The organism is Spirosoma sp. KCTC 42546, assembly GCF_006965485.1.
Classification (GTDB): Bacteria; Bacteroidota; Bacteroidia; order Cytophagales; family Spirosomataceae; genus Spirosoma.
In genome coordinates this window covers 4,050,716-4,065,996 of the sequence record NZ_CP041360.1, presented here as the reverse complement: position 1 = coordinate 4,065,996, position 15,281 = coordinate 4,050,716, and the positions used below count along the sequence as shown (strand labels likewise).

Genomic DNA, 15,281 nt, shown 5'->3' with positions numbered 1-15,281 from the left:
ATCCGAGTCTGCTATGTCTAATTCATCCAACTATTCCTACGTACCCTACCAGGTGATGGATACAGACAGCGCCTTCCGGACCACCCTGCTCCGTTATGTTCGTCACTGGTATTGGTTCCTGATAACCCTCGGCCTAATGCTGTTGGCCGCTTACGTTTATTTGCAGTTTAAGCAACCAATCTATCTGAGTCAAAGCAGTTTGTTGATCAAGGATGAAAAGAAAGGGCTGGACTCCGACAATATTTTAAAAGACCTTGAAATTTTTGCGCCTAAAAAAATTGTCGAAAACGAGATTGAGGTGTTCAAATCGTACACCCTCATGAATCAGGTCGTTCAGGAACTCGGTCTGGATGTAACGTATTTCCATGATACACCTTATGGCCCACGGGAGTTATTTCAGCAGTCCCCCATTCGACTGATTATCGAGCAACCGACCAGCGCCCTGTATCAGGAGAAGCCATTTACGATCCAGTTTATCGACAACAACTCCATTAAAGTAGAGAATAAACTGTATCCACTGAATACGAGTATTCAGACTTCAATGGGCAGGTTGCGCTTCTTTCCCCGACAGGCAATATCGGCCAGTACTGAGCCCCTGCTGATTCAGGTAGCTCCCCGCCATAAAACTGCCAAAAACTACCTCAGGGTACTGAAAGCCGAGCCAACCAGTAAGGCGTCCACAGTCATCATGCTTTCAATAGAAACGGGCGTTCCCGATAAAGGAGAAGCAATTTTAAATCGATTAATCGACCTGTATACCAAGGCCTCCGTATTAGATAAGAACCGGGTGGCTTCCAATACACTGAATTTTATTGATGATCGACTTCAGTTGGTGTCAGGCGAATTGCAAACGGTTGAAAAAGGGGTAGAGACCTATAAATCATCGGAAGGAATCACAGACCTGGGCCTTCAAGCGAAGGGTTTCCTTGAAAGTGCCCAGCAAAACGACACCGAACTGAGTCAGGTAACCATTCAGTTACAGGCGCTGAACGACGTTCAAAAGTATGTGAATAGCCAACCGGCGTACCGCAGTGGCACACCAGCCACACTCGGCTTGAATGACCCCACCTTGCTCGGTCTTTTCGAAACGTTCACAAAACTGGAAGCCCAGCGTGATCAATTAATGCGGACAACCTCGGAGAAGAATCCATTGTTACAAACGGTCAACAGCCAGCTTCAAACGGTCAGGTCCAATATTTCAGAAAACATTGGGACGATGCAGAAAATCCTAGCCGGAGCCCAACAGCAGTTCTTAGCCAAAAATCATAAAATAGAAAGCGTTATCCGCACAATTCCTGCCAAGGAGCGTATCCTATTGAATATCACCCGGCAACAGGCTATTAAAAATGATTTATATACCTATTTACTAAGAAAACGGGAAGAAACGGCGGTTTCCTACGCATCGGCTATATCAGACTCCCGTGTTATTGATGCCGCCCTGACGGATGAGAAGCCTATAAAGCCCAATAAATCCTTACTATTTCTACTGTTTGGGCTAGCGGGCTTAGTCTTGCCAGCGGCTTTTCTGGCCGTGTACGATCTGGTCAATAACCGGGTCATGCACCGATCAGATGTTGAAGAAGGCACACAGGTTCCAATTCTGGGTGAGATCGTCAAGAAAAAGCAGTCCGAAGCACTTGTCGTTGCCAACCGGAGCAATACCGTTATTGCCGAGCAGATTCGGATGCTGCGAACTAATTTAAATTACCTCCGAAGTAGCCAGGATAGTAGTCAGGTATTGCTCTTTACGTCCAGCATTGAGGGAGAAGGGAAGTCATTTATCTCATTGAACCTCGGTGCAAGTCTGGCGTTAGTGGGTATGCGGACCGTAATTCTGGAGATGGATCTTCGTAAACCCCGGCTTCGCCAGTCGCTTAATTTGCCCGATGGTCCTGGGCTAAGCAATTACCTCTCGGGCGAAACAAGCTTACCCCAAATTGTCACTCCTCTGCCCGATAAACCAAATTATTTCATCATTACAAGTGGCCCACTTCCCCCCAATCCGTCGGAAGTATTGAGCAGCCCCCGACTACAGCAGCTCATTATGGATCTTCGGCGTCACTTCGATTATATTCTGATCGATGCGCCCCCAGTGGGATTAGTGACCGATGCCCAGTTGATTGCCCAGCATGCTGATGCAACTCTCTACATTGTTCGGCACGATGTTACGCCGAAGAACTGCCTGAAAATGCTGGACTCGTTATATCGGGAGAAGCGATTCAATAAACTCAATGTTATACTCAACGCTGTACAGAACGACGCATCCAGCTACTATAGTTATGGCGGCTACAAAAGCGATTTGTACCAGACCAAAGGAGTGCAGAAAAAAAAGTCTTTTCTCAGTCGGTTCAATCCTAATTAATTCTGGAATCGTATGGTCTCCGAAGCAATTAACTCCCAAAGGCTTGAGAAACGAGTCATCCCTTTCATTGCAACCCAAACCAGTGGCTATCCAGCCAAACGAATCGTCGATCTGGTTATGAGTGCGTTGGTCACTCTACTCTTGTTAAGTTGGATGATTCCACTTATTTGCTTGGCTATCCGGCTTACTTCGCCGGGGCCAGCTATTTTCGTGCAGCTTCGGTCAGGCCGAAACGGGCAGCAGTTCAGGTGTTTAAAATTCCGGACAATGTACACCCCACCATCCGGTACAAGCGTTTTTCGTCAAGCCGCGAAAAATGACCCGCGTGTAACTCCCCTTGGCCGTCTATTGCGCCGGACAAATCTGGACGAGATGCCCCAGTTCCTGAACGTACTCCTGGGCGACATGAGTCTGGTAGGGCCCCGCCCCCATCCACTTGGGTTAGATGCTGAATATTGGCACGTCCTACCTACCTATTCATTACGAAACGGCATTCGTCCGGGTATTACGGGGCTGGCGCAGGTTAGTGGATGTCGGGGAGGAATGACCTATCCATTGATGATGAAACACCGGGTTCGCTACGACCTGTTCTACATTCAGAAAGCGTCTTTTTTATTCGATATCTACATATGCTTCCAAACGCTGGCAGCCATGTTTACGGGTAACACAGATGCATTTTAATTAATTGAGCAAACATTAGCAGCTATTTAGTTGACTATCAAATTATTAGTAAATAACAGATAACCTAATATCCACCACTTAACGATCCAGGGTATACCTAAGTTGATAGGTATGCATAACTTTTAAAACTCCGCTTGTGGTTAAATTGAGTAAACATCACCGTATTGATGCTCGAAGCCTGATCGTCTATCGAAACGTGATCGAGTCGATCTTTCTGAAAGGGGCTGGTGTGGTAATTGGGTTTCTGACCGTAACATTAACCGTTCAGTTCATCAGTGTCAAGGACTTTGGCATCTGGATGACCATTACCTTTCTGACCAGTTGGTTCAGCTTAGTAGATGTAAGTTTTGGCAACGGTCTCCGAAATAGTTTGGTCCTCTTTTTTGATACCGGGAATGATGCGGCCGCCAAAAACTACGTTAGTACCCTGTATTTTCTTTCGGGCGCATTTGCCCTTATGTTCTGTGTGATTTTTGGCACCCTACACTTTTTCCTGGACTGGACTAGCCTGCTTAATATTGACAGCGACCAGCCCGCACTCATTAACACAATAATTACCTATACATTGATAAGTTTCAGCATTCAACTTCTGCTGAAGCCGATCAACTCCATTTTACTGGCCGACCAGCGGGCCGCAGCTGTGGCGTGGATTTTATTGATCGTCAATGTGGCCGTCATCTTGCTGATCTATGCCGCTTCGGTTTTTCTCCATGCCTCTCTGGTGGTTATTGCCCATATCTATAACCTGGTTCCCGTACTAGTCTTTGGTGGAGTTTCCGTTTATTTTTTTCGCACGACTTACGCCCGACTCGCCCCCGGTATTTCCTACATCGACGTTTCGTTGATCAAAAAGTTAGTGACGATAAGCGGGCAGTTTTTTTTTCTTCAACTGGTGAGCATTATTGTGTTCACTTCCGGAGGGCTTTTCATTTCATATTATCTGGGGTCCAACAGCGTGGCTCCGTATAGTATTGCCAATAAATACTTCAGTGTATTGCCATTCCTGTACGGCATTTTCATCACCCCGTATTGGTCGGCCTTTACCGATGCGTACATCAAACGAGACACTCGTTGGATACGGGCTACTATCCGGCGACTCAATCTGATCTGTGCGGGTATGGCCATCCTGGCCCTCCTGATGCTTGCGGTAGCTCAACTAGTTTTTTCATTATGGATAGGTCACAAAATCCAGGTTCCAACCAGTCTTTCCATCTGGTTGACGGCCTACGTCATCAGTTTTATCTTCCTGAGTAACTACAACTACTTTATCAACGGCGTCGGCCAGATTAAAACACTGGTACAAGCATCACTGGTGGGCATTGTGTTATACTTCCCCCTAAACTATGTTCTTTTTCAGTTTACCAATGCAGGCCCCGCCAGTGTTGTCATTGCCGGTACGCTGTGGAATTGCTTTCTGCTGGTGATATGTATGCGGCAATACCGTCAGATTATGAACACATTGAGCCATGAACCCGCGAACTATGCTCTTCAGGATTAGCAGGCTACTATATCGCACCATCCGGTTCATAAAACGACGGATCTGGTACGTTGGTCAAACCCTGCTGACCCGGCTCTATTTTTACCTCAATGGTGTAGTCTACGGTAAAGGCATGAGGAGTTATGGGATTCCGGTTGTTGATATTACGGATGGTAGCCAACTGGTGATTGGGGAATCCTTTGTTTTCATCAACGGCATGAATTACAGTAATCGAATCGGGCGACAACAGCCCTGCTTTTTCATTGCGAATCTGGGCGGACAAATACACATCGGCAATCACGTAGGTATGAGTGCCACCGCCCTGGTTTGCCACGAGTCCATTACGATAGGCAATCACGTTACCATTGGCGGAAACACCGTTATTTATGACACGGACTTTCATAGTCTGGATGTACGCCAGCGGGCAGGCTATGCAGACAATGCACTGGCGGCTACTGCACCCGTGGTTATTCAGGACGGTGCCTTCATCGGTGCACACGTGACTATTTTGAAGGGTGTTACCATTGGCCATCATGCCGTAATTGGAGCGGGCTCGGTTGTCACGAAAAGCGTTCCGGCCAACCAGATATGGGCTGGTAACCCTGCCAGGTACATAAACGATCTATTGACCGACTCAACACGATGAAAAAGTACTTCCTGCTAATCATGTGTTGTATAGCCGCGCAGGTTACGCCCCTGGTCTATCAGGCTGTATTTGGCTATACGGAGTACTTTATTTATCCCTCCCTCCTGAGCCATACGCTCTTGATTATTCCAATCTTCATCTTATTCCACCTGAAGAACCGTTTCACCAAAGCCTTTCTCACGTTCTGGATTCTGTGGCTTTACATTGGAGAACTTAAAATACTGAACTACTACGCCATTAATCCATACTTCATCTCCATGGATGAAGGTTGTATCATTTACAATAGTTTTCTCATTGCCATGAGCATTGGCATGTTTATTTACGACATTAACTGTACCGTTCCATCCATCACACCAGAGCATCAGGAAAAAGGCCGTCCCCTGTATACCGATTTAACCTGGCTTGAATATCCATTACTACTTTTCCCACTCATCTGGTTTGTCGATTTCATCCGTAATGTGGGCTATATTCCTATCTTTTCCGGCAGCGACGTAACCGAGAAAATGTACCATATCGACTATGGATACGTCTATAATTTTGGCTTCTTTAACTGTGTGTCGGCCGTATTGCTGTATGATCGTTTCCTGAGAAGTCAGCGAACACCCGAAAAAGTAGTCTGGCTGTCCCTGACGATTCTGGCAATTCTCATTACCTCCATTGACAGTAAACGCCTGTTTCTGCTCATTTCGATCGGGTCTATTTTCTTCTACGAAAAAATAATGGCCGGGAAGTTCACCATCAATACACGATCCATCGTCATGATCGTGGTAGCCGCCATCCTCTATGTTAGCCTGCAAAATCTACGGCTTGGCAGCAGTTCATCCTCACAGTTTGCCCGGGAAGGATTACCCATGGGGGTCGAATTCCGGGAATATATCCGAGCCGTGAACGAGTTTAAACCGGGAGAAATACCGGGTTATGATCTGACAGCGAGCACCCTGGCCAACTTTATCAATTCGGGCATCCTAAGTATTGCAGGAATCAATAAAGCCGACCTCATTACAAAAGATAGTGCGCTCACGTTTATGACCCTGTTCGATCCCGATAACACAATGGGTATTCGAACCGGGCTGATTTCGGAACTGTACTTCGCGTACGACTTTTACGGGCTTATTGTCATGCTTGCCTTCGGCTATGTAGTCAGCTATGTCTCGTATGCCATGCTCCATGCCAAAATGAAATCCAATATGATTCTGCTGATCATTATCTTTTCGCTGCTCATGCTCACCGTATTTGGGCAAAGTTCCGTTACGGCAGGCTCGTTAACCGTTTTGTTCTATCTGCACATCGTAATACGGCTGGCCAGACCAACGATTCGTCTGACCGTTTCGATAGACTCCGTTAACAATGTTTCTCAGGATGGGCTATCACACCTCAACGCTCCTATCCGCTAATCTGAAATCTGAGGGTATGATTTACGTTGTTATTCCGGTCCATAATCGAAAGCAGTATACCCGAAAATGCCTGGCCTGTTTGAGGGATCAAACGGAGCAGGCTCATCAGGTTGTTGTGGTTGATGATGGATCAACGGACGGAACGGCGGATATGATACAGGCCGAATTTCCCAACGTACTTGTTCGCATGGGTACAGGCTCGCTCTGGTGGGCGGGCGGCACCAATCTGGGTATTCAATATGTACTGGATCACCTGAAAAGCCAACCCAATGACTTCCTGTTGACCTTAAACGATGATACGGAAATTGCCCCCAATTATCTGGCCAATCTGCTCAATGCCTATTCTGCTAAGCAACCCTGTATAATCGGCTCAGTATCTGTCGATATCCGGGAGCCTGGCCGACTTCTGTATGCAGGAACCCATATTGACATGTCGTTTGCGAAAATTCGGGATTTGGCCAAAACCCGTTTCAAACAGCAACAGGCTCTGTTAGCAACCGGCCCACACTATATTCCCTCCGATTGCCTGCCAGGCAGGGGTATGCTGATACCGATCTCAGTATTTAGCAAAATCGGTTTGCTCGATGAACTTCATTTTCAGCACCATATGGCCGACCTCGACTTTTCGATCCGTGCCCGAAAAGCAGGTTTTTCATTATTTGTGGCCACAAATTGTGTGGTCTATGAACATGCCGAGGCCACTGGGTTAGCCCTTAACAAGTCCACCTCAATACGACAGTTTTTAAGGGCTTTGTTCACGACACGATCACCCATTAACCTAAAGACCAGGTATCACTTTGCCCGTATTCACGCACCCGCTTTTCTAATCTACCTGACCTTTGACTTGGCCCGGATCTTCGGCGGGTACGTACGCAGGAAACTGATGAACGACTAATCCGTATCTCAACAACAGGTCTACCCCAATCAAGTATCCAATGACACTAAGGGCATGAAGCAACGAGTCTACGAATTTATCAAGCAGCATCCGATGCTTCTGAAACTGGCATTAGTGATTAAGTCAGGTTCGTTTTTCAAATCCACCGTTACGAAAACGATCCAAGGTAAGCGGAATAAGCTCTCCATTAGCCGGTCGGCATTTTGTGTAAACTGTACGATCGATATTGATGGTAATGATAACACGATTCTTATTGAAGAGGGTGCCCGTCTGCATGGACTCACGGTATACATCCGGGGCAATTCGAATCGGATTCATATTGCCAAACAGGTTCGGTTTAAACGAGGGGGTAGTCTGTGGATCGAAGATGAACGGGGCGAAATTAGTATTGGCACGCGCACGATGATCGAAGATGTTCATGTGGCAGTTACGGAGCCTGGTTCCAGCATACGGATCGGCGAGGATTGTTTGTTGGCCTACGATATAGATGTGCGTACCGGCGATTCGCATTCGATTCTGGATGCCACAACCGGGCAACGAATCAACTATGCTAAAGATGTTGTTATTGATGATCACGTCTGGATAGCCGCCCATTGCAGCATTCTAAAAGGCGTCCGCATCCGAAAAAATTCCATTGTCGCTACGCGCTCCGTCCTAACCAAATCGTTCGATCAGGAGGGAATCATCATCGGAGGAAACCCAGCTAAACTACTGAAAGACAATATAAACTGGGCACAGGAGCGCCTGTACGATGGTTAATCGCACAAAATTTATTGTCCACGGAGACACAGCGAACACAGAGATTATAAATTGGTAATTTTTAACTTTTTTTACCTCTGTATTCTCTGTGCCTCTGTGGACAATAAATTTTGCTTAACCAATTCATCATAAAGCTTCATCGTAGCCTTGTACGCCGTTTCTTTTGAATAATGAGGGAATTCTCCTCTACTGGCCTGTGCCAATCGACTGACTAATTCCGGCTGCTGATTCATTCGCTCAATGACCCGGTTCAGGTCGTCGCTGTTGCCGGTTTTAAACAGGAGTCCGGTCTGCTCATCCTTAACAATCTGGTTCAGATTTTCCTGATCGGAGCAAATGATGGGGGTACCTGTCGAGAAAGCTTCCAGAATAACCGTTGGTAATCCCTCATACCAGACGGACGGTACCAGTACGGCCCGGCAGGTTTTCAGAGCGGCCAGAACAGTGGACCGATTCTGCCAGCCCGTAAACTCCACATGCGGTAACGAAGCAACGGCCTCTTTCACTTCATCTGCCAGGGGACCATCGCCAATAATTCGTAGGTTAAACGGCTTTTTTCGGGCCGCTTCCAGTATGACTCGGATCCCCTTTTCAGGCGAAAGTCGACCGATGAACAGAAATTGATCCTGTCGTTGCCCAGGCTCAGCGTAGCCTGCATCGGGCACAAAATTGGGTTTGACCACTACTTGAGTGGGTGAAAGATCCAGGGATGACGACAAAATTTTCTGGCGTGCAAATTCCGTCAGTACTACAAACCGGTCTACACGTCGCCAGATTCCAGATAGTTTATGAAGCATAGTAATCAGGCTTAACTGCGCCGATTGCAGGTGCGATTGTCGGAAACAGGCATGACGTATACCCGCCAACGGTACCAGTTGGGTGAGGCAGGTTTCGCAGGGAATCTTCCCCTCGCGCATCAACAGGCCGCTAACACAAACTAACCGGTAGTTATGTAAGGTCATCACCACAGGCACGCCCCGTTGCTTTGCCACCCGAATGACAGCGGCCGTTGCGGTATAAAACAGGTTGTGAATATGAACGACATCGGGTCGAAACCGGTCGATCACCTGCCCGGCCCGGTCGCCTGAATCCGTACTATACATCGACCGGGTAGCTGCTCCAAACTTGTTGAGTAATGTTCCCTCGAAATTTTCGTTAGTAAACGTCAACATTTCTACGTCTACCCCGTTTTCCCGAAGCATAGCTGCTTCCTGTTGAAACACAGTATCTTCTCCTCCCGCCTGCTGGTAAAAATTATGAATCAGTAATACGCGCATGGCTATTGTTCCACCGGTTTACCAACGCCTGCGCGCTTTCCGATAGCCAGACGACTTGCCAGCAGGAAGGTTTTTAGTTTGTTCCACATCCGCACCGGAACACTAAACTTCCGGCGAAACCGCCGTGCATACGCTGGGTTAACCGACACATCGGCCGGTAGTTGAAGCCGCCGGGGTAGGCTATTATCCAGCACCGTTTTATACCGATTGTATACAACCTCCGTAGTTGAATCGACCGAGTCGATGCCGATATTGATTGTCTTGGAAATGGTAGGATAGACCGTTACGCCACCCCATTTAAACTCGCTGTAACACAGGCGAATATCCCAGGCATCAATTTCTTTTGTATAGGCTCGTTTCAACATGCGAACCCGATCCTGGCCATTGGCATTGAACGCTTTACAGGCCGATTCATCGGTAATAAACGTATCAAAATCCCTCAACGCCCAATCGACCTGTTCCCAGCGATCGGCCCAGATGCCCCACCCCCAGGCGCAGGTCCGCCCGAAAAAATACACATCCGATTCATAGCCTTGAGGTCGTGGAAACGGAAACGTGTAGCCCCCAATCGAAAAAACCGTCGGCGTATCGGCGTATCGCTCTAGGCACTGATTCATATAATCCAGAAAATTGCGACTGGTTACTATGTCATCTTCCAGCACAATAACAGACGGATGGGTTTGCAGTACAGCCGTTACCCCCGCAATAATCGAGTTGGCGCAGCCCATATTCTGCTCCCGATATAGCCGGTGGATGCGTCGAAATCCAGTAAGATTATCCAGAACGGCCCGTACAGCGTCTACTTTAGCCAACTCATCGGCACGTCCGGGCCGGGGCCCATCGACAAAAACATACAACTCGCTTTGGTCCGCCAGGTAGTTGGCCTGAAGCGCGGTTACTGTTCGTTGAAGTTCGCTGGCACGTTTATAGGCAAATAAAACAATGGGAGCAGGCATATGCCAGATATATGAGGTAAGGTGTATGATGTATTAGTTATCCGCCTGGAGCCACTGACGAATCCATTGCCGGGTGAGGTAAAATACAAACAGGGAGTTCGTACTAAAATAGCGGGAGAACAGTCGGCGAGGCTCCTGAAAGAATCGATACAACCACTCTAAACCAGCAAATTGCATCCAGTTGGGTGCCCGTTTTTGTACGCCAACTGTAACGGGCAGCGCCCCTCCGACGCCCAGCAAAACAGCTGGAATCCGATGCGACAGGGCAGCCATCCATTTCTCCTGTTTGGGGCAACCCAGTGCGACAAAAACAAGCCCGGCACCCGACGTCCGGATACGTTCAACAACCTCCTCTTCTTCCCCGGCTGTCAATGCCCGAAACGGAGGAGCATATAGACCCGAAATGGACAGTTCCGGGTGATGTTGCGCACAGTAATCGGCACAACGTTCGAGCACTGCCGGTGTAGACCCGTAGACATAAACCGAAACATCGTGCCGGGGTGCCTCCTGAAGTAGTGCAGGTAATACATCGAGTCCTGTAATACGCTCCTGTCGACGTCCGTATAACAGGCGTATTGCCCAGGCTACCGGCACCCCATCGGCAGTTGTCCAGGTAGCCCTGTTAACCATCTCTGCAAACGCCGGATCGCGAACCGCTTCAACGATCATATGGGCATTGGCAAAACAGGCGTAACCCGACTTACGCAGACAAGCGGCTTGCAGTATGTCCTGTATAAACTGTTGGTATGAACTGAGGCTTATCTCCAGGCTAACAACATTCTTTCGGACAGACTGAGGTGATCGTGAATCGGGGGCACCGGAGAGAATCATAACAAAAACCGTTCGGTAAACAGTCAGTTGGTAGACGCCGAATTGGTAAAAAGTAACATGTACGAACGAACCATCTCAAAGCCGTTTACCCGTACCTTTACACACCGATAAATACAACCCTTGACGGTGTAGTTATCGTTTTCGTCAATGACTAGCGTGAATAAGTTACTCAACCGATTACTTGCCCCGTTCAGAAATCAGTCCAATCAACCACCGGATCAACCGGGCTGTTACTGGCAGGCCGACATTCATTCTCACTTGCTTCCGGGAGTCGATGATGGTGTATCCAGCCCGGAAGAAGCCCTTGTTTGTCTGCAACAGCTTTCGGCCTGGGGTATTCAACGGGTTATTACAACCCCACACGTTAGTCAGGACTGGTACCCAAACAGGCAGGAGGATCTTTTAAAAGGTCAGCGTATGCTACAGAACCTGGTAAAGGAACATCAGATTCCGATAACGATCCAGGTAGCTGCGGAATATCTGCTCGACGATTTATTCCTGGACCTGCTCCGTGCCGACCAGTTGTCGAGTTTCGGGAAACAGAAGTACGTGCTTTTTGAAACAGGCTGGGCAGCCGCGCCAAATTTTCTGCATGAAATTGTCTTTCATTTACTGGGGCAGGGCTACCAGCCTTTACTGGCGCACCCTGAACGCTATACCTATTACCACAGTGACCTGAAACTACTCGCTGATTTACGGAATGCAGGCTGTCTGTTTCAACTCAACTGGGGATCAATGACCGGACGTTATGGCCGTCGGGTACAGGCGCAGGCACATCGTTTTTTAACCAATAAATGGGTCGATTTTATTGGATCAGATCTTCACCGGCCCACCGATCTGGAATCCTATGGCAAGTTGTTTACGGCCTCTGACTATCACTTACTGCAACAGCAACCTCTCCGTAATCAGGAACTTATTACGGAGTTAACCAACACGTAAGTAACGTTTGACCAAGTTGGATTCGAATCCTCAGTCTATGTCCTCATCATACTAGTCAGGTTAAGCTCGTAGGGTAGTTTGGTGGTGTCGGTTTTAAGAAACTGACACCACGACAAAAATATAGCCTATCGTTCTCGCTTGGCTTAGCCGAGTGAGGGCTATATTTTTAACGGCTTCCGGCCGGTGCAATAAAGAAAAATGTCCAAAACGGGCCAGAGGCCCTTGAACCAATAGTCCTCACTCGGCTAAGCCAAGCGAGAACACGAGAATCCCCTATATGAAATCACTTCGTTTTGAAACTGAACCCAATTTTTTTCTAACCGCCGATGCCTGGGGTGATCCCTCAAATCCGCCTGTGCTACTCCTTCACGGCGGTGGCCAAACGCGCCATTCCTGGGGCGACACCGCCCGTTGGCTGGCCGATGCGGGTTGGTATGCCATAGCCCTCGATGCCCGCGGACATGGCGACAGCGACTGGTCGGCGGATGGGCAGTATACAATTGATTACCTGGCTAAAGACCTCCGGGCTGTTGTGGCCCAGCTCGATCAGAAACCGGCCCTTGTTGGGGCATCGATGGGCGGTATGACGGCCCTGATAGCGGAAGGCGAACGTCCAGCCGGAACGGAATCGATCTGCACCGCTATTGTGCTGGTCGATATTGCCCCCCGCACGGAGCAGAAAGGCATTGAACGGATATTTGCGTTTATGAGCAATAATCAGGATGGCTTTGCCAGTTTAACCGAAGCGGCCGAAGCCGTGGCGGCCTATCTCCCCCACCGGCCACGCCCCTCGGATCACAGTCGTCTGGAGAAAAACCTGCGACTACGTCAAAGCCCAACCGGCGAATTGCGCTACTACTGGCACTGGGACCCAACCATGCTCTCCGTCTGGCGACACACAACCAGTCCTGACAAACAGATACAAAATGAAGAGCGATTATACCGGGCGGCCAATGCCCTCACGGTGCCAACGCTCATTGTTCGGGGAGGCATCAGCGATGTGGTGAGCGAAAAAGTAATGGCAGAATTTTTAGATGCCGTTCCGCATGTGCAAAGTGTAAGCGTAGCCGACGCTGGCCATATGGTAGCCGGAGATTCAAATCATGCGTTTACACGAGCCGTTATTGAGTTTTTAAGTGGAGTTAGTGGAGTAGGTAAATAGTGTTGTATGTGTAGTATGTTTGTTGTACGCTAACGAATAACTCACTTCACCTAGTTAACTTACTCCACCAACTTAACTCACTCCACCCAATACACCTTGGTAAATGAAAAACAACCCCCGTACCCTGACTGCCTGGACATTTTACGACTGGGCGAATTCGGTTCACTCCCTGGTTATTGTCTCCAGTATTTTCCCGGTTTACTTTTCGGCCACTGCACTCAATAGTGAAGGCGGACCCGTTATAAATTTCCTGGGACTCTCCATCAAAAACTCGGTCCTGTTTTCCTACACCATTTCGGCAGCTTTTCTGTTTACGGCCCTGCTGTCGCCCCTATGTACAGCCATTGCCGATTATAGTGGGAAGAAGAAAACATTTATGAAAGTGTTTTGCTACACGGGCGCTATCAGTTGCAGTCTGCTGTATTTCTTCACGAAGGAAACCACCACCTTTGCTGTTATCTGCTTCTGGATCAGCCTGATTGGCTGGAGTGGCAGTATCGTGTTCTATAATTCGTACCTGCCCGACATTGCCACCGAAGACCAGTACGACCGGGTGAGTGCGCGGGGTTTTTCGATGGGGTATTTGGGGAGCGTTCTGCTCATGGTGGTTAACCTGCTGGTGATTCTGAAACGCGAGTGGTTCGGCAATATCTCCGAAGCTATGGCGTCTCGAATTGCCTTTCTGACCGTTGGTTTGTGGTGGGTTGGTTTCGCTCAGATACCCTTCAGCCGGCTGCCCGATGGCACGAAAAAGGCGGCTCAGTCGGGCAATTACCTGTTAAATGGGTTTAAGGAATTGCGGCATGTCTGGAACGACTTACAGGAGCGCCCCTTAGCCAAGCGATTTCTGGTATCGTTCTTCGTCTATAACATGGCGGTTCAAACCGTGATGTACGTAGCGACCATTTTTGGCAGCGACGAGTTACGGCTCCCCGGACAGAGCCTGATTATCACCATTTTGCTCATTCAATTAGTGGCCATTCCGGGTGCGTATGGCTTCTCCAGATTATCGGGAATCATTGGTAATACGTACGCACTGATGACGGCGGTACTGATCTGGATTGGCATTTGCGCAGCCGCCTACTACGTACAAACTGAATCGCAGTTTTTCGTACTGGCGGGCGTGGTTGGGCTGGTCATGGGCGGTATTCAATCCCTTTCCCGCTCCACCTATTCCAAGCTCATTCCCGCAACTACCGACACCGCGTCGTATTTCAGCTTCTACGACGTGACCGAAAAAACCTCCATCGTATTAGGTACACTAGTGTATGGCCTGATTGAACAGATTACGGGGAGCATGCGCAACAGTATTCTGGCCCTGCTGGTGCTTTTCGTGATCGGTTTTGTGCTGTTATGGCGCATTCCCTCACAAAAAGTTTACCATACCCATTTGGAAACAGAGGAAGTTTTGTAAGTTTGCACTCCCTTTCGGGAATGAATAATGTACAATGAACAATGGGTAATGTACTTGAGCTTGATCTGTCATTATACGTTTTACATTATCCATTTTCCATTAATAAAGGAGGTTAGCTCAGTTGGTTCAGAGCGCTGCTTTGACAGAGCAGAGGTCAGCGGTTCGAGCCCGCTACTTCCTACCGGGACACGTTGTCTAAAAGGCCCAAATTCGCTGAATTTGGGCCTTTTTTGCGTTTTACTGTATGTAAACTGTACTCAAATTGGTTATTTCCATAGTGAGAATCTACATATTACATGATAATCCTAGGACAAAAAACACTTATAAACAAGATAAATTCGTATCAGTGGTTTCTACTAGTTGGTTATGACTCCGTAGTTGGGTGACCAAAAATTACCATGACTCTCGTCCTTTCTCGATTCCCGAACATCCACTAACATTTCTTCTTGGGCTTCGGGAGATAGCCAAGCAGCTTATCAGTTGCTTCG

13 protein-coding genes and 1 tRNA gene are annotated in these 15,281 nt (G+C 48.2%); 11 read left to right on the top strand and 3 right to left on the bottom strand.

Annotation, left to right across the window (positions count from 1 at the left end):
* Nucleotides 1–13: 13 nt before the first annotated feature.
* The 7 genes from EXU85_RS16545 (at nucleotide 14) to EXU85_RS16515 (ending at nucleotide 8,214) form a co-directional block, all read left to right on the top strand.
* On the top strand, nucleotides 14–2,362 hold the full coding sequence (locus EXU85_RS16545; RefSeq protein WP_142773146.1) for a tyrosine-protein kinase: 2,349 nt from the start codon (nucleotides 14–16) through the stop codon (nucleotides 2,360–2,362).
* A gap of 12 nt (nucleotides 2,363–2,374) precedes the next feature.
* Complete coding sequence (locus EXU85_RS16540) at nucleotides 2,375–3,043, top strand: sugar transferase (protein WP_142773145.1); 669 nt, start codon at nucleotides 2,375–2,377, stop codon at nucleotides 3,041–3,043.
* Between the two features lie 145 nt (nucleotides 3,044–3,188).
* On the top strand, nucleotides 3,189–4,541 hold the full coding sequence (locus EXU85_RS16535; protein WP_168207808.1) for an oligosaccharide flippase family protein: 1,353 nt from the start codon (nucleotides 3,189–3,191) through the stop codon (nucleotides 4,539–4,541).
* On the top strand, nucleotides 4,510–5,166 hold the full coding sequence (locus EXU85_RS16530; RefSeq protein WP_246859584.1) for a DapH/DapD/GlmU-related protein: 657 nt from the start codon (nucleotides 4,510–4,512) through the stop codon (nucleotides 5,164–5,166). Before EXU85_RS16535 ends, EXU85_RS16530 begins: the two co-directional genes overlap by 32 nt.
* Complete coding sequence (locus EXU85_RS16525; protein WP_142773143.1) at nucleotides 5,163–6,560, top strand: hypothetical protein; 1,398 nt, start codon at nucleotides 5,163–5,165, stop codon at nucleotides 6,558–6,560. The genes EXU85_RS16530 and EXU85_RS16525 overlap by 4 nt, the downstream gene beginning before the upstream one ends.
* 16 nt (nucleotides 6,561–6,576) lie before the next feature.
* The gene (locus tag EXU85_RS16520; protein WP_142776737.1) at nucleotides 6,577–7,455 is read left to right on the top strand and encodes a glycosyltransferase family 2 protein; all 879 of its coding nucleotides are present in this window, start codon (nucleotides 6,577–6,579) and stop codon (nucleotides 7,453–7,455) included.
* A 54-nt stretch (nucleotides 7,456–7,509) separates the two neighbouring features.
* Nucleotides 7,510–8,214 carry an acyltransferase gene (locus EXU85_RS16515; RefSeq protein WP_142773142.1) on the top strand — a complete coding sequence of 235 codons (705 nt, stop codon included), beginning with the start codon at nucleotides 7,510–7,512 and terminating at the stop codon, nucleotides 8,212–8,214.
* A gap of 71 nt (nucleotides 8,215–8,285) precedes the next feature.
* On the opposite strand, the gene EXU85_RS16510 is transcribed toward EXU85_RS16515, so the two are convergent.
* Genes EXU85_RS16510 through EXU85_RS16500 form a run of 3 tightly spaced genes read right to left on the bottom strand, consistent with a single transcriptional unit; the run spans nucleotide 8,286 to nucleotide 11,278 of the window.
* Nucleotides 8,286–9,491 carry a glycosyltransferase family 4 protein gene (locus EXU85_RS16510; RefSeq protein ID WP_142773141.1) on the bottom strand — a complete coding sequence of 402 codons (1,206 nt, stop codon included), beginning with the start codon at nucleotides 9,489–9,491 and terminating at the stop codon, nucleotides 8,286–8,288.
* 2 nt (nucleotides 9,492–9,493) lie between these two features.
* Complete coding sequence (locus EXU85_RS16505; RefSeq protein ID WP_142773140.1) at nucleotides 9,494–10,447, bottom strand: glycosyltransferase; 954 nt, start codon at nucleotides 10,445–10,447, stop codon at nucleotides 9,494–9,496.
* A gap of 33 nt (nucleotides 10,448–10,480) precedes the next feature.
* Complete coding sequence (locus EXU85_RS16500) at nucleotides 10,481–11,278, bottom strand: WecB/TagA/CpsF family glycosyltransferase (protein WP_142773139.1); 798 nt, start codon at nucleotides 11,276–11,278, stop codon at nucleotides 10,481–10,483.
* A gap of 156 nt (nucleotides 11,279–11,434) precedes the next feature.
* On the opposite strand from EXU85_RS16500, the gene EXU85_RS16495 reads away from it, so the two are divergent.
* The 4 genes from EXU85_RS16495 (at nucleotide 11,435) to EXU85_RS16480 (ending at nucleotide 14,974) form a co-directional block, all read left to right on the top strand.
* Nucleotides 11,435–12,217 carry a tyrosine-protein phosphatase gene (locus EXU85_RS16495; protein ID WP_371732023.1) on the top strand — a complete coding sequence of 261 codons (783 nt, stop codon included), beginning with the start codon at nucleotides 11,435–11,437 and terminating at the stop codon, nucleotides 12,215–12,217.
* 277 nt (nucleotides 12,218–12,494) lie between these two features.
* Nucleotides 12,495–13,379, top strand: a complete 885-nt coding sequence (locus EXU85_RS16490; protein WP_142773138.1) for an alpha/beta fold hydrolase — start codon at nucleotides 12,495–12,497, stop codon at nucleotides 13,377–13,379.
* Nucleotides 13,380–13,482: 103 nt separating this feature from the next.
* Nucleotides 13,483–14,793, top strand: coding sequence for an MFS transporter (locus tag EXU85_RS16485; protein WP_142773137.1), 1,311 nt, complete (start codon nucleotides 13,483–13,485; stop codon nucleotides 14,791–14,793).
* 106 nt (nucleotides 14,794–14,899) lie between these two features.
* Nucleotides 14,900–14,974, top strand: a tRNA-Val gene (locus tag EXU85_RS16480).
* Nucleotides 14,975–15,281: the final 307 nt, after the last annotated feature.